This window comes from Labrys methylaminiphilus subsp. lupini, from assembly GCF_051161885.1.
Lineage (GTDB): Bacteria > Pseudomonadota > Alphaproteobacteria > Rhizobiales > Labraceae > Labrys.
Map to the genome: position 1 here is coordinate 2608919 of NZ_JBMDIH010000001.1, position 16515 is coordinate 2625433.

General features: G+C 63.8%; 17 protein-coding genes. 5 read left to right on the forward strand and 12 right to left on the reverse strand.

The annotated features are described in order from the left end of the window. Positions 1-93 precede the first annotated feature (93 nt). Positions 94-1578: an MFS transporter gene (locus ACN6KF_RS12315; RefSeq protein WP_434957103.1), complete on the forward strand. Its 1485-nt coding sequence runs from the start codon at positions 94-96 to the stop codon at positions 1576-1578. 24 nt (positions 1579-1602) lie between these two features. After that, complete coding sequence (locus tag ACN6KF_RS12320) at positions 1603-1986, forward strand: DUF427 domain-containing protein (protein WP_434957104.1); 384 nt, start codon at positions 1603-1605, stop codon at positions 1984-1986. 24 nt (positions 1987-2010) lie between these two features. Here ACN6KF_RS12320 and ACN6KF_RS12325 read toward each other — a convergent pair whose 3' ends face one another. The 6 genes from ACN6KF_RS12325 to ACN6KF_RS12350 form a co-directional block, all read right to left on the reverse strand. Then, a complete protein-coding gene (locus ACN6KF_RS12325) occupies positions 2011-2856 on the reverse strand; it encodes an ABC transporter permease subunit (RefSeq protein WP_434957105.1) in 846 nt (281 codons plus the stop codon). Further along, on the reverse strand, positions 2853-3635 hold the full coding sequence (locus ACN6KF_RS12330; protein WP_434957106.1) for a taurine ABC transporter ATP-binding protein: 783 nt from the start codon (positions 3633-3635) through the stop codon (positions 2853-2855). Before ACN6KF_RS12330 ends, ACN6KF_RS12325 begins: the two co-directional genes overlap by 4 nt. A gap of 156 nt (positions 3636-3791) precedes the next feature. Then, a complete protein-coding gene (gene tauA, locus ACN6KF_RS12335) occupies positions 3792-4802 on the reverse strand; it encodes a taurine ABC transporter substrate-binding protein (protein ID WP_434957107.1) in 1011 nt (336 codons plus the stop codon). A gap of 382 nt (positions 4803-5184) precedes the next feature. Continuing rightward, on the reverse strand, positions 5185-5607 hold the full coding sequence (ndk, locus tag ACN6KF_RS12340) for a nucleoside-diphosphate kinase (RefSeq protein ID WP_149254567.1): 423 nt from the start codon (positions 5605-5607) through the stop codon (positions 5185-5187). Between the two features lie 215 nt (positions 5608-5822). Further along, the gene (gene aqpZ / locus ACN6KF_RS12345) at positions 5823-6530 is read right to left on the reverse strand and encodes an aquaporin Z (protein ID WP_434957108.1); all 708 of its coding nucleotides are present in this window, start codon (positions 6528-6530) and stop codon (positions 5823-5825) included. Between the two features lie 364 nt (positions 6531-6894). Continuing rightward, on the reverse strand, positions 6895-7317 hold the full coding sequence (locus ACN6KF_RS12350) for a VOC family protein (RefSeq protein ID WP_434957109.1): 423 nt from the start codon (positions 7315-7317) through the stop codon (positions 6895-6897). Between the two features lie 159 nt (positions 7318-7476). Between ACN6KF_RS12350 and ACN6KF_RS12355 the strand changes: the two genes are divergently transcribed. After that, entirely contained in the window at positions 7477-9336 is a 1860-nt protein-coding gene (locus ACN6KF_RS12355; RefSeq protein ID WP_434957110.1) for an ABC-F family ATP-binding cassette domain-containing protein, read from the forward strand. A gap of 20 nt (positions 9337-9356) precedes the next feature. Then, on the forward strand, positions 9357-9839 hold the full coding sequence (locus ACN6KF_RS12360) for an ester cyclase (protein ID WP_434957111.1): 483 nt from the start codon (positions 9357-9359) through the stop codon (positions 9837-9839). Between the two features lie 36 nt (positions 9840-9875). On the opposite strand, the gene ACN6KF_RS12365 is transcribed toward ACN6KF_RS12360, so the two are convergent. The 6 genes from ACN6KF_RS12365 to ACN6KF_RS12390 form a co-directional block, all read right to left on the reverse strand. Then, positions 9876-10652, reverse strand: coding sequence for an amino acid ABC transporter ATP-binding protein (locus ACN6KF_RS12365; RefSeq protein ID WP_434957112.1), 777 nt, complete (start codon positions 10650-10652; stop codon positions 9876-9878). A 1-nt stretch (position 10653) separates the two neighbouring features. Then, positions 10654-11310, reverse strand: a complete 657-nt coding sequence (locus tag ACN6KF_RS12370; RefSeq protein WP_434957113.1) for an amino acid ABC transporter permease — start codon at positions 11308-11310, stop codon at positions 10654-10656. Next, the gene (locus ACN6KF_RS12375; protein ID WP_434957114.1) at positions 11310-12038 is read right to left on the reverse strand and encodes an amino acid ABC transporter permease; all 729 of its coding nucleotides are present in this window, start codon (positions 12036-12038) and stop codon (positions 11310-11312) included. The genes ACN6KF_RS12370 and ACN6KF_RS12375 overlap by 1 nt, the downstream gene beginning before the upstream one ends. A 74-nt stretch (positions 12039-12112) precedes the next feature. Continuing rightward, positions 12113-12934: a transporter substrate-binding domain-containing protein gene (locus tag ACN6KF_RS12380; protein WP_434957115.1), complete on the reverse strand. Its 822-nt coding sequence runs from the start codon at positions 12932-12934 to the stop codon at positions 12113-12115. Between the two features lie 236 nt (positions 12935-13170). Then, a complete protein-coding gene (locus ACN6KF_RS12385) occupies positions 13171-14304 on the reverse strand; it encodes an acyl-CoA dehydrogenase family protein (RefSeq protein WP_434957116.1) in 1134 nt (377 codons plus the stop codon). Beyond that, positions 14301-15449 (reverse strand): CaiB/BaiF CoA transferase family protein, encoded by a 1149-nt coding sequence (locus ACN6KF_RS12390; RefSeq protein ID WP_434957117.1) that lies wholly within the window; start codon positions 15447-15449, stop codon positions 14301-14303. The genes ACN6KF_RS12385 and ACN6KF_RS12390 overlap by 4 nt, the downstream gene beginning before the upstream one ends. Before the next feature lie 90 nt (positions 15450-15539). On the opposite strand from ACN6KF_RS12390, the gene ACN6KF_RS12395 reads away from it, so the two are divergent. Then, positions 15540-16469, forward strand: coding sequence for a LysR family transcriptional regulator (locus ACN6KF_RS12395; protein ID WP_434957118.1), 930 nt, complete (start codon positions 15540-15542; stop codon positions 16467-16469). The last annotated feature ends 46 nt before the right edge of the window (positions 16470-16515 follow it).

Sequence of the window (16515 nt, forward strand, 5' to 3'; positions counted from 1 at the left end):
CGCTCCACGCCCGGGCCTCGATTCGAAAATCCATTGATGCCGTAAAATAATACGTTCGTCCGTATTTTATATCTTTCAGAACGAGGTCCTGCAATGCCAGACTCGGCACTCAGTGTTTCCGATATTACCCGGCCGACCAGCCCTGCGCCCGATCCCCGCCGCTGGTCGGCCCTGGCCATTCTGCTGACTGGCGCCTTCCTGGCCCCTCTCGACTTTTTCATCGTCAACGTCGCCATGCCGGCCATCACCACCGGCCTCCATAGCACCGCCGCCGACGTACAGATGGTGATTTCCGGCTATGCGGTGGTTTATGCCGTCTTTCTGATCACCGGCGGGCGGCTCGGTGACATCTTCGGCCGCAAGGCGATTTTCATGATCGGCCTCGCCGGATTTGCCGCCGCCTCCGCCCTTTGCGGCCTGGCCTGGTCCCCCACCGTGCTGATCGCCGCGCGGATGCTGCAGGGGCTCGCCGCCGCCGCCATGGCTCCCCAGGCGCTGGCTTCAGTCCATGCGCTCTTTCCGGCCCATGAGCGTGGACGCGCCCTCAGCATCTACGGTATCGTGCTCGGCGTATCCTCCATCATCGGCCAGTTGCTAGGCGGCGCGCTCGTCGGCGCCGATCTCGACGGTTTCGGCTGGCGGCTGATCTTCCTGATCAACCTTCCCATCGCTTTCGTTGCCTTCCTGGCGGCGATCCCGCTTTTGCGCGAAACCCGCAGCGAAAAGCGGCCCCGTCTGGATCTTGGCGGCGTGGTGCTTTCGAGCCTGGCGCTCAGTAGCCTGGTGGTGCCGCTGGTCGAAGGGCGCGAGCGCGGCTGGCCCTGGTGGTCGATCGTGATGCTGGCGATGACGCCCATCTTCGTGGAACTGTTCCGACGTTACGAGCGGCGCCTCGCCCGGGCCGGCGGCGATCCCCTCATCGATCTCGGCATCTTCCGCCTGCCCGGCCTGGTGCGCGGTATCAGCGCCATCCTTGCGCTCTACGCCATGGCGACCTTCTTCCTGACCTATTCGCTCTATCTCCAGGGCTCCCTCGGCTACACGGCCTGGGAAGCCGGGCTCGCCATCTTGCCTTTCTCGGCCGGCTTCCTGGCCGGATCGACCTTCAGCCCCGCGATCAGCCGCTTGGTTGGCGGCTCTGCGCCCGCCTTCGGCTTCGCCAGTTCGGCCTTAGGCACGGCGCTGACAGCCCTGCTCGTGCTGGCCTTTCCGGCCGGAATCATGCCGCCGCTCCTGCTGATGGCACCCGCCATCGGCTTCATCGGCCTGGGCATGGGCACGTCGATGCCGACCATGATGCGTGCGATCGTCGAACGGGTCGGGCCGCATCACGCCGGCTTGGTCGGCGGCATCGTCAATTCGACGCTGCAGGTCAGCGCCGCCATCAGCGTGGCAGTGCTGGGCGGGCTGTTCTATACATTGGTAGGCACGAGAACCGATGCTGCCAGCATCGGACATGCCTTCGCCTGGACCCTGCTGGCCATCGCAGCCTGTCACACCGTCGGCGCCTATCTCGCGGCCGGCCTGGGTCGGCGCAAGGCCATGGGCCCGCAGGCGGTTCCCTCCGCGGCGGATTGAGGAAAGGAAAGGAAAGGACAGGTCATGACGAACAAGGTGATGAAGATTCCGGGTCCCGATCATCCCATCAGTGTCGAGCCGAGCGGGGAACGTATCGTTGTCAGCCTCGGCGGCCGGGTGATCGCCGACAGCCGACGGGCGCTGCGTTTGCAGGAGGCCTCCTATCCTGCCGTCCTCTACATTCCGCGCGGCGACGTCGACATGGGGGCGCTCGCACGCACCGAGCATGCCACCTACTGCCCCTACAAGGGCGAATGCTCCTATTTCAGCCTTCCGGCGGGCGGTGATCGCTCAGTCAATGCCGTCTGGAGCTATGAGACGCCCTACCCCGCGGTATCAGCCATCAAGGACCATCTCGCCTTCTACCCGGACCGGGTGGACGCAATCGAGCGACTGCCGATCGGCTGAGGCCGCTTGATCATCCCGGATCTTTCACACCTTGCCGTGCCAGGGCACCAGCAACTTCTCGGCCAGCCTGACGATCCACTCGAAGCCGATCGCCACCAGGGCGATCACGAAGATGCCGAGGACGACGATATCGGTCTGCAGGAAGTCCGACGCCGTCTTGATCATGATGCCGAGCCCTTGGGAGGCGGCGACCAGTTCGGCAGCGATAAGCGTGGACCAGCCGACACCGAGCCCGATGCGAACACCGGTCAGGATCGATGGCAGGGCATTGGGCAGGATGACATGCCAGAGCACCTGCCAGCGACGCGCGCCCAGGGCCCGCGCCGCATCCACCCGGTCCGACGGCACGGCGCCGACACCGGCGGCGGTGGTGATCGCCACCGGTGCGAAAACTGCGATCAGGATGATCAGCACCTTGGTGGTTTCGCCGATACCGCACCAGATTACCATCAGCGGCAGATAGGCAAGCGGCGGCACCGGGCGCAGGAATTCGATGATGGGATCGAGAATGCCGCGGGCGATCGGGCTGAGCCCGATGGCGATGCCGGCCGGTACGGCAGTGACCAGCGCAATCAGCAGAGCTGCGAGGATGCGCCAGAGGCTGGCATCAAAATGCTGCAGCAGGGTCGCGTCGGCATAGCCTTCCGTGGCGACCGTGAAGAGTTGCTCCACCACGGCCCGGGGCGACGGCAGATAGAAGGCCGGCAACCATTCGAAATAGGTGGCGAACGACCACAGCAGCAGCAGAGCGAGAATGGTGAGAATGCGTACCGGTGTCGCGCCGAGGGGTGCGCTGGATCTTGTCAAACGGCCCGTGCCGCCCTTTTCCTCGATCTCGTCCAGGCCGGCGGAGTTGGCGAAATCGCTCATGCATCAGCTCCCTGCAGGACAGCTGCCAGGACTTGCTCGCGCAGGGCGATGAAGGCAGGATCGGACTTGATCGACCGGCTGTTCTCCCCGGCCAGAACCCGCCGCGAGAAATCGGTATGGAATTCGCGCGTGATGCGTCCCGGGCGCGGCGACAGCACCACGATGCGGGTGGCCAGGAAGATGGCCTCCTCGACGCTATGCGTGATCAGGAAGACGCTGCGCCGCGTGCGGTCCCACAGCCGGATCAGCAATTCCTGCATTTTCTCGCGCGTCAGCGCATCCAGCGCGCCGAGCGGTTCGTCCATCAGCAGGATTTCCGGCTCGTTGGCGAGCGCCCGGGCCATGCCGACGCGCTGACGCATGCCCCCGGACAATTCCCAGATCCTGTGATCGGCGAACTCGGCCAGCCCCACCAGGTCGATGATGCGTCCGCAGCGCTGCTTGCGTTCGGCAACATCGAGCCCGGCAAGCCTCGGACCGAACTCGATATTGCCGCGCACCGAAAGCCAGGGAAACAAGGCATCGTCCTGGAAGACCACGCCGCGCTCGCCGCCGGGCCCTCGCACGGGCTTGCCGCCGAGGGTGATGGCGCCCGAGCTCGGCGGCAGAAAGCCAGCGAACAGCTTGAGCAAGGTGGTCTTGCCACAGCCGGACGCACCCACCGCCACGACGAACTCGCCGGATTCGATGGTGAGGGAGACGTTGCTGAGGGCCATAACGGACCGCCCTCCTCTTCCGGAATAGACGACGTCGACGTCACGGGCGGACAAAGCGGACACGAGAACCTCTTTCGGCCCCTGGAACGTCATTGCGAGCTCTGCCAATCCTGCGGATTGGCAGAGCTCGCAATGACGATGCGGGCCACCGTTTCAAGCCATTGAATAAGGCCCGCCCCGGAAGGGAGGAGATCCCGGGGCGGGCGAGCCTGCGAAAATCTATTGGGAGGAGAGTTTCGTCAGGGCTTGTGCGGCGAAGGCCTTGTTCACATAGGCAGAATAATCCGGCAGCACCGTCGGGATCTTCTTCTGCTCGGCAAGGAATCCGGCCGTGTCGGCGATGGCCTTGATCGTGGCACCGCCCAGCAGGTCGGGCGAGGATTGCTCCGCCAGGAGCGGCCAGACATTGGCCTTCAGCAAATCCGGCACGTCCTCGGGCTTGGAGCCGGTGAGCCGGGCGATCGCCTTGGCCTGATCGGAGGCGGCGCTCCAGGCCTCCGGTTTGTCGCGATAGGTCTTGTAGGCCTCGCCGGTAACTTTGACGAAGGAGGTCACCACATCGGGATGGGCCTTGGCGAAATCCTTCGAAGCGATCCAGGCGTCGAAGGTCGGCGCACCCCATTTGGCGACATCGGCCGAGGATACCAGCACCTTGCCCTTTTCCTTGAGCTTGCCCAAGGCAGGATCCCAGACATAGCCACCGTCGATGTCCCCGCGCTCGAAAGCCGCCGCCAGTTCCGGCGGGCGCAGATTGAGGATCTGTACGGATTTTGGCGCGATGCCCCAATGCTTGAGCGCCGCCAGCAGGCTGTAATGCGAGGTGGAGACGAAGGGCACGCCGATCTTCTTGCCGGCGAGGTCCTTGGGTTCCTTGATGGTGTCGCGCACCACCAGTTCTTCGGAATCGCCCAGGAGGGCGGCGACGAAAATCGTCTCGATCGGCAATTGGCGGCTGGCGGCGGCAGCGAGAGGGCTCGAACCGACATAGCCGATCTGCACGTCGCCCGAGGCGATGGCGGCAATCACGTCGGCGCCGGAATCGAATTTGCGCCAGGCGATCTGCCAGCCGGTCGCCTTTTCATAGGCACCAGCGGCCTGCGCCGCCTTGGCTGGGTCCACGCCGGTCTGGAAGCCGATGGTCACCTTGTTGTCGGCCGCATGGGCCGCGCCGAGGGCGGTGCCGAGAGCCAGGCCAGCAGCCAGGAACAGGCGGCGGTTGAGCGATGTCATGTGAGATCCTTGAAGACGCGATCCGTCATGCGCTGCGCAAGAGCGTCGCAAAACGCTCGGCAACGTCGATGCGGTGATGAAGGGTATGCGAGATGCGACGCCGGTCAGGCGCCCGAATGCAAAGGACTCAGCAGCGACAATAACTGGTCATGGTGATCCCCTTCCACAGGTTCGGCTTGCGGGGAAACCAGGGCTGCCCGCTCCTCATGACCGAAGGGTGCGACGGCGGCGCGAGCGTGTCAATTATTTTCTATAGAATTAGTAGAAAATTAAAATCGGGAAAAGGCGGACCCAATGGATCCGCCTTGAAGGATGCCTGCCCGCCTGAAGCAAAGCGCGTTCGAGCTGAACGTGCAATCAGGCCGGCAGCCCGTCGGCCAGCTTAGCCGACGATCTCGTTGCCCGAGAAGAACTGGCCGATCTCGATCTTGGCATTATCGAGCGAGTCCGAGCCATGCACCGAGTTCTCGCCGACCGACAGAGCAAAGAGCTTGCGGACGGTGCCTTCGGCGGCATTGGCCGGATTGGTGGCGCCCATCACTTCGCGATGCTTGGCGACGGCGTTCTCGCCTTCCAGCACCTGCACGACGACGGGGGCCGAGATCATGAACTCGACGAGTTCACCGAAGAAGGGACGCTCCTTGTGCACGCCGTAGAAGGTCTCGGCCTGCTCGCGGGTCATGCGGACGCGCTTCTGGGCGACGATACGCAGGCCAGCCTTCTCGAACACGGCATTGATGGCACCGGTGAGATTGCGGTTGGTCGCGTCGGGCTTGATGATCGAAAAGGTGCGCTCGAGAGCCATGATCGTCCTGGTTGCTATGAGTTGAGGTGAGCGGCTTATAGCCATGCCCCTTCCCGGCTTCAAGCTCTAGCTCTTTGTCTGGGCGCGTCTTTGCGATTCTTGGCGATTCCGTCGAATCGCAAAACGCTCCGGCAATGCTCAGTTTCCTCGCTGCCAAGCAAAAGCGGCGACCGGAGGGACCGATCGCCGCTTGCTTGTCTTGTTGCGGGTCAGCCTCAGGCCTGCTCAGGCTCCAGCAACACCTTCCAGATCAGGCCGCCCACGATGGCACCGACCAGCGGCGCGACCCAGAATAGCCAGAGCTGGTTCACCGCACCGGTCTGCGCAAAGAAAGCGACCGCCGTCGAGCGAGCCGGATTGACCGAGGTGTTGGTGACCGGGATCGAGATCAGATGGATCAGCGTCAGGCCAAGGCCGATGGCGATCGGCGCAAAGCCGGCCGGCGCGACCTTCGACGTCGAACCCAGGATGATGATCAGGAACGCCGCCGTCAGCACGATTTCGGTGATCAGGGCAGCGACCATGCTGTATTTGCCGGGCGAAAGATCGCCATAGCCGTTGGACGCAAAGCCTCCAACCTCGAAGCCGGGCTTGCCGGTGGCGATGGCATAGAGCACCGCCGCGCCAGCGAGGCCGCCGACGACCTGCGCAATCCAGTAGGGAATGAGCTCGGCCCAACTGAACCGACCACCGACGGCCAGACCCAGCGAGACGGCAGGGTTGAAGTGTCCGCCCGAGATACCGCCAACGGCATAGGCCATGGTCAGCACGGTGAGGCCGAAGGCAAGTGCGACGCCAACAAAGCCGATGCCGAGCTGCACGTTACCCGGACCGAGAAAGAGGGCAGCGAGGACAGCAGAGCCGCAGCCACCGAAAACCAACCAGAACGTTCCGAAGAACTCTGCCGCGAGTTTTTTAATCATGTCTCATCCATTTGGGCTTGTCTAATGAGAGGTTGCTTGGTTCACGCCGTGAATGACTCATCTTCATGGACCAATTTCGATGTCGCCCGGTATCCTAAATTGACGCTGGGGAATGCATTAATATTTTACCTCCCCAATCGCCACAGACAGATGAAGTATCATGATTCTGGCGCAACGCCATGAAACAAATGCCGGATTTGCGAGTGAAACCTCAGCAATTGGTTAAAAACGGGGATCATACACTGCCAGCTTCGGCAAGACCAAGCTGCTACCTCACGGAGCGGAAGGACCGAATAGTTCTCCGCGCGGACTACTGAAAGGGGCCCCAGCCTCCCGCGTATTCCCCCGCTCCGGCACCAGGTTTTCACGCAGCCGGCAGAAAGGCTGGATTGAAAACGATCTCCCACAAATGGTCGTCAGGGTCCTGGAAATAGCCGGCATATCCGCCCCAGAAGGTCTTCTGGGCGGGCTTTACCAGGCGCGCACCCGCTGCGATCGCCCGCTGCATCACAGCATCGACCTCGGCCTCGCTGCCGACATTATGGCCGAGCGTGAATTCGGTCGGGCTGTGCGCCGATTGCATGATACCAGCGTCGTGCGCGATGTTGGCGCGGGAGAAGATCGCAAGCTTCAATCCGCCCTGCAGATCGAAGAAGGCGACGGCGCCATGCTCGAATTCACGGCCGATGATGCCCTCGGTGGGCAGGCCGAGGCCGTCGCGGTAGAAACGCAGGGCGGTTTCCAGATCGTCCACACCGATGGTCAGAACGCTGATATGCGGTTTCATTGCGATAACTCCTTGTTCGGTTCCCGCAGGAACGCTCTTTTCCGGTATGCCATGCATGCCATGCGCAAGCCTTGAAGATTTCGGCCATTTGCCGGCCGATCGCCATCGGCAGGCATTGCATGATTGCCCTGCCGCCCGGCTCATGCCAAAAGCCCGGCCATGTTGCATGTGAACGGCCTCACTTTTCGTCTTGGTTCCCGCGTCCTGTTCGACAACGCCACGGTGGCGCTGCCGCCGGATGCGCGCGTCGGCTTTCTTGGGCGCAACGGCACCGGCAAGACCACCTTGTTCCGCATGATCATGGGCGAGGTCTCCCCCGATCTCGGCAGCGTCTCGGTGCCGCGCGGCATGCGCATCGGCCGCGTCGCCCAGGAAGCGCCGGGTGGACCCGAAAGCCTGATCGAGGTGGTGCTGGCGGCCGACGAGGAGCGCACGGCCCTGCTGGCCGAGGCGGAGACCGCCAGCGATCCTCATCGCATCGCCGAGATCCAGACCCGCCTCGCCGACAAGAATTCCCATGCCGCGCCGGCCCGCGCCGCCACCATCCTGGCAGGTCTGGGCTTCAACCATGCCGCACAAAGCCGTGCCTGCTCGGAATTCTCGGGCGGCTGGCGCATGCGCGTGGCGCTGGCCGCCCTGCTCTTCACCGAGCCGGATCTCCTGCTGCTGGACGAGCCCACCAATTATCTCGACCTCGAAGGCACGCTCTGGCTTCAGGATTATCTCGCCTCCTACCCGCATACCGTGGTGGTGATCAGCCATGACCGCGACCTCCTCAACGCCTCGGTCGACTACATCCTGCATCTGACCGAGGGCCGGCTCGAACTCTATCGCGGCGGCTATGACGGCTTCGAAAGACAGCGCCGGGAAAAGCAGGCGCTGAGCCTGAAGCTCAGGAAGAAGCAGGAAGACCAGCGCCGCCACATCCAGTCCTTCATCGACCGCTTCAAGGCCAAGGCCACCAAGGCGGCCCAGGCCCAGTCGCGCATGAAGATGCTGGCGCGCATGGAGCCCGTGGCGGCAATTGTCGACGAGGAAGTCAGGCCCTTCGACTTTCCGCCGCCCGCCAAGCCGCTGTCACCGCCGATCATCGCGCTGGAAGGCGCCAGCACCGGTTATGGCGAGCGCACGGTGTTGTCGCGGCTCGACCTTTCGGTCGACAGCGAGGATCGCATCGGCCTGCTCGGCTCCAACGGCAACGGCAAGTCGACCTTCGCCAAGCTGCTGGCCGGGCGCCTGGCGGCGATGGCTGGCCGCATGCGGCGCTCCTCTGCGCTGAAGGTCGCCTATTTCGCCCAGCATCAGCTCGACGAGCTCAATCCGGCGGCCTCGGCCCGCGATCATGTCGCCGAGATGATGGTCGGCGCCACCGAAGCCCAGATCCGCGCCCGCACCGCCCAGATCGGTTTCGGCGCCGACAAGGCCGACACCCCGGTCTCCAACATTTCCGGCGGCGAGAAGGCACGCCTGCTGATGGGTCTGGCCACCTTCGGCGGCCCGCATCTGCTCATCCTGGACGAGCCGACCAACCATCTCGACATCGACAGCCGCCAGGCCCTGATCCAGGCGCTCAACGACTATCCCGGCGCGGTCATCCTGATCAGCCATGACCGCTATCTGCTCGAAGCCTGCGTCGACCGGCTCTGGCTGGTGGCCGACGGCACGGTCAAGGGCTTCGAGGGCGACATGGAGGATTATCGTCGCCTGGTCCTGGCCAAGCCGGCCATGGAGAAAAGCGAGCGCAACGGCGAGCCGACGCAGCGCCAGACCAATGCTGCGCGGCGGGCGCAAACCGCGGCTGACCGCGAGAGGATCCGCCAGATCGAGGCCGCCATGGAGAAGCTGCAGGCCATCATCGCGGATCTCGACGAGAAGCTGTCGCGTCCCGGCCTTTTCGAGCGTTCGCCCGACAAGGCGGCCGAGATGGCCAAGGCCCGCGCCACCGCCGAGGAAAGACTTCTCCTCGCCGAAGAGGCCTGGCTGGAAGCCAGTGCCGCCCTGGAGGACGCGTCTTCCTGACGCAAGAACGGAGGCCTGATATGGATTGTGGACGCAGACTGATGATCCTGGGCGGGCTCGCCCTGGCGGGTGGCACGAGCCTGCCGGCACTGGCGCAGGAGCCCAATGCCGCCGAGCGCTTCGCGGCCCGGCTGAATGCACACGACATCGACGGCTTCGCCGCTCTGTTCGCCGAGATCTACATCAACAACCAGGCCAGTGCCGCCGCTCCGGCTCGCAAAGAGCTGAGTGCCAAGCAGGCGACCGTGGCCTTCTTCCAGGCCCGCCTCACCGCCATGCCGGACCTGCAGGTCGCGATAGAGACGCATGTGAGCCAGGGCGCCAAGGTCGCCGCGAGCTTCGTCTATACCGGCACGCATAAGGGCCCTTATTTCGGCATCGCCCCCACGGGCAAAACCTTGCGCTTCACCTCTTGCGACATCTTCCGCGTCGAGGCCGGCTTGATCGCCGAGCATTGGGGCATGGGCGACATTGCCGGCGTCATGGCGCAGTTGAAGGGGTAGGCCTGCGGCAAGCCTCGTGCAGCAAGGCTTGCCGCTCTAGAAACTGTTGCGCTCGTTATAAGTCCGCAGGAAAGACTGGATACGCTTGTCGGCCGGGTCGTGGAAGATCGCCGCCGGCGTATCGACGGCAACCAGTTCGCCCGCTTCCATGAAGCCCACCTGGTCGCCGACATGGGCGGCAAAGCCCATCTCATGGGTGACGACCACCATGGTCATGCCTTCCGCGGCAAGCTGCTTCATAACATTCAGCACCTCACCGACGAGTTCGGGATCGAGCGCCGAAGTCGGCTCGTCGAACAGCATGAGCTGGGGTTCCATGGCGATGGCGCGGGCGATGGCGACGCGCTGCTGCTGCCCGCCCGAAAGCCGGCCGGGGTGGCTCACCATCTTGTCGGCCAGTCCGACCTTGCGCAGCGCCTCAGCCGCGCGCGCACCAGCCTCGGATTTGGAGAAGCCGCGTACCTGGACAAGTCCTTCGGCGACATTCTGCAGCGCGGTCATATGCGGCCAGAGATTGAACTGCTGGAACACCATGCCGATGCGCCGGCGCATCTCGCGCAGTTTGCCCGAGGCCATGCGGCGGCCACCCGGGGTCTCGTAGCCGATCAGCCGGCCGTCGATGCGGATCTCGCCGGCATCATACTCTTCGAGGAAGTTGATGCAGCGCAGCAGGGTCGACTTTCCCGATCCGGAGGGGCCGATCAGGCAGGTGACCTTGCCGGGGGGAACCGAGACGGAGATCTGCTTCAGCGCCTGGAACGGCCCATAGAACTTGTCGACCTTGTGGATCTCGACGGAGGAAGCCTGCTCCATATCAGCGTCTTTCGATCATGTAATGGGTGACGCGGCTTTCCAGCCAGCGACCGAGCCGGGAGACGAGTTCCACCAGACCCCAGAAGAACAGAGCCAGCGCCAAAGTGGCCTCGAAATAGCGGAAGGTCTCGGTGATCATCCGGTCGACCTGATAGCGCAGCTCGGGCACCGTGATGGTGGAGAGCACCACCGTTTCCTTGGTCAGGATGATGGCGAAATTGACCAGCGCCGGCAGGGACGAAACCAAGGCGAGCGGCAGCAGGATGCGCCGCACGATGGCGAACTCGCTCATGCCGATGGTTCGCGCCGCCTCGATCTGCCCCACCGCGACCGCATTGAAGCCCGAGCGGAAGATCTCGGCGAAATAGGGACTGCCATAGATCGACAGCCCGATCAGGCCCGCCGGCAGGGCATCCAGCCTCAAGCCGAAGGCGGGGCCGCCATAATAGAGCACATACAGCTGAACCAGGAAGGGAGTGCCGCGAATGGCCTCGACATAACCGACGAGCAGCCAGCGCAACGGCGCCGGCCCGTAGCGCTGGGCAAGCGCGATGACGAGGCCCAGGACCACGGAACAGGCGGTTCCGACCAGCCAGCACAGCACCGTCATGCCGAAACCGCGCAGCAGTGCCGGCCCGTAGTGAACGATCAGCTCCATTATGCCGCCGCCCTTCGTTCCAGGTACCGGCCAAGCGTGGCCAGGCACAGATTGATCACGAGATAAAGACATCCCGCCGCGACATAGGCTTCGAGCGGGCGATAGCTCGCGCCAGCCTCTGCCTGGCTGGCTCGCGTGATCTCCCAGATCCCGACCAGGGAGACCAGCGAGGAGGCCTTGACCAAGAGGATGAGTTCATTGACGAGCGCCGGCAACGACAGGCGGACCGCCTGCGGCAGGATGATCCGGGTCCAGATCGCGTGCGGCAGCATGCCGATGGCGACCGCCGCCTCGGCTTGTCCGCGGGGCAGCGCATTGATGGCGCCCCGCCAGATTTCGGCAACATAGGCGCTGGAGCACAGGCCGACGGCCAGCACCGCCGCCACCATTGGCGGCACGTTGATGCCGGTCACCGGCAGGAGGTAGAACATCAAAAGCAACTGTACCATCAGCGGCACGCCGCGAAAGAAACTGATCCAAACGGCGGCTGCCGACCGCAGCGTACGCGAGAGCGACAGGGCGCCGGCGCAGATCATCGCGCCGACGAGGAGCCCGATCGCAATGCCCAACAGGGAGACGATCAGGGTACTGGGCACTCCCAGCGCCAGCGCGTGGAAGCTCTTGATGAAGGCATTCAGCGAGAACATGCGGGGAGGCCCAGTGACCGAAGCACGGCGCCGCCAGGCGGCCATGCGTTCCCAGAGCAAGGCACGATTCCTGCGAATCACACCCTACTCCAGCTCTTCTTTGCGACGCGCCTTTGCGATCTGACGGGATCCGTCAAATCGGAAGACACTTCAGGTCACTTGGCCGGCACCTCCAGCGGCAGCTCGGTATATTTGCCGAGCCATTTTTCCTGGATCGCCTTGACGCGCCCGTCCTTGGTCATCTTGACGATGGCATCCTTGATGGCGCCGGCAAAGCTCGCGCTGTCGTCGCCCTTGCGGAGCACCCAGCCAAAATAGGTCGGCTTGCCGAAGGTCGACACTTCAGGCAGGGCGAACACATCTCCACGCTGCTTGACGAGATAGGCAAGATTGGGCGCCGAGCCCGCCACGGCATCGAGGCGACCGGCGGCAAGATCGGCATAGGCCTCGTCGGTGGTGCCGTATTCCTTGACGGTCACATTGCCGACCTTGGCACCGAATTCCTGCAACTGCTTGAACTGCGCCGTGCCCTGTTGCACGCCGACGGTCTTGCCGGCGATGTCCTCGGGCTTGTTGATGTCCTTGTTGGCGGCGGCCTTGACGATGCCGACGGTCGCGTCGGCGATCGGCAGGGTGAAGGTGTAGCGCTCGAGCCGTTCCGGCGTGATCGTCACCGGCGCGATGACGATGTCGAATTTCGACACTTCCAGGCCCGGAAGCTGGGAGGTCCAGGGCAGGTCCTGATAGACGGGTTCGACGCCGATCTCCTTGGCGACATTGTCGAACAGGTCCTTGGTCATGCCCTGATAGGTGCCGTCGACGACCATGTCGAACGGTGCATAGTGCATATCCGTCGCCGTCACGATCTTACCGGCACTTTTGACATTGCTCAGCTGATCGGCCGACGCTGCCATTCCCGAGAGCCCGCCAAAGGCAAGCCCAAGCAGCGCGCCACACAATAAGGTTCCGATTTTCATTATGTTCTCCACCTGGATAGCCATTGGATTGAAGCCGCTTTTTAGCGCACCGTCGAGAGAGGATTTCGCCTTCGCCCGACGACAGTTTTATGGTTCACGGCCTCGCGTTAAATCATGAGGAGGTATTACTATCAGGACGCCGGGAGCAAAGCGCGCTTTGATGAAGCCACGTCCTTGCTCTCCCTTCGTTGCGACAAGTCTCTACGATTTGCGGTAGTCGTCAGATCGTACAACACTCAGGCAAGCACCATGCGCGCTATGATGTTGCGCTGTACCTCCGAGGAACCCTCGTAAATGCGCATGATACGGACATCGCGCGCCATCCTCTCCAGGGGCAATTCCTGGGAATAGCCATAGCCGCCATGGATCTGCAGGGCGCGGTCGATGATCGATCCGGCCTTTTCCGAGGCAAACAGCTTGGCCATGGAGGCTTCCTTCGAAAAACGCTCACCCTTCTCGCGCAGGGAGGCGGCCCTCAGTCCCATCAGGCGAGCGGCATCGAGTTCGGTCGCCATGTCGGCGAGCATCCATTGCAGGCCCTGGAACTCGGCGATCGGATGGCCGCCGACGTGGCGGGTCTTCGCCCATTCCACCGCCATGGCCAGCGCCTCGCCGGCCATTCCGGTGCACATGGCAGCGACTTCGGTGCGACCATTGTCGAGCGTCTTCAGGGCGGTTCTGAAGCCACTCCCCTCGGGTCCCAGCCTGGCCTCCTCGCCGACGCGGCAGTCGAACTCGACCTCGAACACATGTCCACCGCGCAGGCCCATCGTCCTTTCGGGCGGACCGACTTTCACCCCCCCTTTCGCCGGTTCGACCACAAAGGCGCTGATGCCGCGCGCGCCTGCCGCGGCATCGGTCTTGGCGAATACGACGATGAAATTGGCATGCGCCGCGTTGGAGATGAAATGCTTGACGCCTCGCAGATGATACGACCCGCCGTCCCAGACGGCTCGGGTCGTCATATCGGCCGGATTGGAGCCCGCAGCCGGTTCGGTCAGGCCGAATGCGCCAAGGGTCTTGCCTGCAGCCGCATCTGGCAGATAGCGGCTGCGCTGCGCATCGTCGCCACCGATGAGGATCGCATCGGTCGCCAGGAAATGCGCCGTCATCATGGAGACGGTGGAACCGCAACCGGCCGCCAAAGCCTCGACGGCAAGATAGAGCGCCACCGGCGAGAGGCCGGGGCCGCCCCATGCCTCCGGCAGGTTCATGCCCATCGCGCCCAGTTCGGCCAGAGCCGGAATATGCCGCGACGCGAAGATCCCGTTCGCATCGATCTCACGGGCATTCGGCTTGAGGACGTCCTCGGCAAAGCGGCGGATCTGTTCGACCACCGCGAGGGTGTCGGCATCCGGCTCGAAATTCATGATCGCTCCTCCTGTGCGGCCAGACCGGCGAGGATGTCGTGCGTGTGCTCTCCGAGCCGCGGCGCTCGCATGGGCCGGCCACGCCGGGAGCCGGAGAAATGGGCAGGCTGTTCCGGCAGGGGGACAATGCTCCCTTGCCGAAAAAGGCCACGCCCGCGCGCCTGCTCCGAATCGATCGCCTGCGCCACGGTGCTGATCGGTGCCACTGGGATGCCGGCGCTGGCCAGGACCTTCACCACCTCGTCGGTCGACCGCCCTCCCGTCCATTGCTCCACGCAGCCGCGCAAGGCCGGCTCGTTGTCCGAGCGCAGAGAATCGGTGTGATAGCGCGGATCGCTCGCCAGTTCGGGCTGGCCGATGGTCGCGGCGAAATGGGCAAATAGCTTCTCATTGAGGACCGCAATCACCGCATGGCCGTCAGCGGTTCGATAGGCCCCGAAAGGCGCCGAGAGCGGGTGGCGGTTGCCGGCGCGCATCGGCACGCGGCCCGTCGCCAGATAGCGGCACGCTCCGGTCGGCAGCAGCGAAAGCAGGGCATCGAACATGGCGAGGTCGATATGGCAGCCACGCCCGGTGCGCTCGCGCTGCCACAGCGCGGCGGTGACGGCCCAGGCGCCATACAGACCGGCGGCAATGTCGCCGATGGCCTCCCCGATCAAGGTGGGCGGCCCGTCGGACGTGCCCGTCAACGCCATCAGCCCGCTCTCCGCCTGCACGATGATGTCATAGGCCGGCCGATCGCGCCCGACACCTTCCTGTCCGAAACCGGAAATGCTGAGATAGACGAGATCGGGATTCTCACCGACGAGGTCGGTATAGGCGATGCCGAGCCGCGATGCGACGCCCGGCCGGAAATTCTCGACCACGACGTCGGCCCCGGCCGCCAGCCGCCGCGCCGTGGCACGGTCGGCCTCGCTCTTAAGGTCGAGTACGATGCTGCGCTTGCCGCGATTGGCGAATTCGAACAGGGCGCTGTCGTTGCCGACGAACGGGCCGACATGGCGATAGTCGTCGCCTTCGCGTCCCTCGACCTTGATGATGTCGGCGCCAGCATCGGCGAGGAGAGCGGTGGCGAAGGGCCCCGCGAGCACGCGCGAAAAATCGAGCACGACGAGGCCCTCGAGCGGCAGGTCAAATCCAGTCATGACTGTTCCTTGGTTCTTCCGCAGGATTTGACAGTTCTTGAATAGATGCAAATAATCTTATTGCATCAACAGAATAAGTTTTTCCTATTCATGGTCACAGTACGCCAGCTGAGCTATTTCGTTGCTGCCGCCGAGCATGAGGGCACAGCCCAGGCGGCCCGCGCCCTTCATGTCTCCCAGCCGGCGATTTCCGTGGCCATCCGCCAATTGGAGGAAAGGGTCGGTCAGCCCCTGTTCGTGCGCCGCCACGCCCAGGGCCTCGTCCTCACCCAGGCCGGCCGCGACAAGCTTGCCGAAGCTCGCTCCATCCTGTCCCAGATCAATGCCTGGGCCGCTTCCCCGGGCGTTTCATCCGGGCGGAAGACTTTCGTCGACGTCGGCTGTCTCGCAACGCTGGGCCCATTGCACATGCCGCCCATCATCCGCGCCTTTCGCCAGTCCCATCCGCATGTCGAAGTCCGGATGCGGGAGGGCGATATCGAGGAACTGCACCGGCTGGTCGACAACGGGTTGATCGAGGTTGCGCTTCTCTACGATCTCGATCTCGGCCGCACCGGCACGGCCGAGACCGTCGCTGAATTCAAACCCTACGTGCTCGTTCCGGCCGGCCATCCGCTTGCCGACAAACGCCGCGCCCGGCTACAGGATCTCGCGGCCTGGCCGCTGATCCTGATCAATCTGCCGCACAGCCGTGACTATTTCCTGGCACTGTTCCGCCAGGCGGGGGTGACACCCACCCTGGGGATGGAGGCACGCACGATCGATATGGTGCGCGGCCTCGTCGCCAACGGCCTCGGTATTGCCCTGCTGACCACGCGCTCCCGGTCCGGTGTCAGCGAGGATGGCCTCCCGCTGGCCATCGTGGAGCTCGAGGATGTGCTGCCCCCGCAAAAGGCCGTGATCATCACACCGCGCCAATTTCCCATTACCTGGATGGCAAGCGCCTTCATCGACCATGCCCGCGCGCATTTCGGGCAGGGTCCGGAAGTTTCGTCAGCCAGGGGGCAGGAATGCGCTTAGAGCAAAGTGCGATTTCTCCGAACCGGACTTTTCTCTAACTCTTTGT

Excerpts from the sequence above, each read along its gene's own strand:
- ACN6KF_RS12315 (WP_434957103.1), top strand. The coding sequence starts at position 94 with ATGCCAGACTCGGCACTCAGTGTTTCCGATATTACCCGGCCGACCAGC.
- ACN6KF_RS12320 (WP_434957104.1), top strand. The coding sequence starts at position 1,603 with ATGACGAACAAGGTGATGAAGATTCCGGGTCCCGATCATCCCATCAGT.
- ACN6KF_RS12325 (WP_434957105.1), bottom strand. The coding sequence starts at position 2,856 with ATGAGCGATTTCGCCAACTCCGCCGGCCTGGACGAGATCGAGGAAAAG.
- tauA (WP_434957107.1), bottom strand. The coding sequence starts at position 4,802 with ATGACATCGCTCAACCGCCGCCTGTTCCTGGCTGCTGGCCTGGCTCTC.
- ndk (WP_149254567.1), bottom strand. The coding sequence starts at position 5,607 with ATGGCTCTCGAGCGCACCTTTTCGATCATCAAGCCCGACGCGACCAAC.
- aqpZ (WP_434957108.1), bottom strand. The coding sequence starts at position 6,530 with ATGATTAAAAAACTCGCGGCAGAGTTCTTCGGAACGTTCTGGTTGGTT.
- ACN6KF_RS12350 (WP_434957109.1), bottom strand. The coding sequence starts at position 7,317 with ATGAAACCGCATATCAGCGTTCTGACCATCGGTGTGGACGATCTGGAA.
- ACN6KF_RS12355 (WP_434957110.1), top strand. The coding sequence starts at position 7,477 with ATGTTGCATGTGAACGGCCTCACTTTTCGTCTTGGTTCCCGCGTCCTG.
- ACN6KF_RS12360 (WP_434957111.1), top strand. The coding sequence starts at position 9,357 with ATGGATTGTGGACGCAGACTGATGATCCTGGGCGGGCTCGCCCTGGCG.
- ACN6KF_RS12365 (WP_434957112.1), bottom strand. The coding sequence starts at position 10,652 with ATGGAGCAGGCTTCCTCCGTCGAGATCCACAAGGTCGACAAGTTCTAT.
- ACN6KF_RS12370 (WP_434957113.1), bottom strand. The coding sequence starts at position 11,310 with ATGGAGCTGATCGTTCACTACGGGCCGGCACTGCTGCGCGGTTTCGGC.
- ACN6KF_RS12380 (WP_434957115.1), bottom strand. The coding sequence starts at position 12,934 with ATGAAAATCGGAACCTTATTGTGTGGCGCGCTGCTTGGGCTTGCCTTT.
- ACN6KF_RS12385 (WP_434957116.1), bottom strand. The coding sequence starts at position 14,304 with ATGAATTTCGAGCCGGATGCCGACACCCTCGCGGTGGTCGAACAGATC.
- ACN6KF_RS12390 (WP_434957117.1), bottom strand. The coding sequence starts at position 15,449 with ATGACTGGATTTGACCTGCCGCTCGAGGGCCTCGTCGTGCTCGATTTT.
- ACN6KF_RS12395 (WP_434957118.1), top strand. The coding sequence starts at position 15,540 with ATGGTCACAGTACGCCAGCTGAGCTATTTCGTTGCTGCCGCCGAGCAT.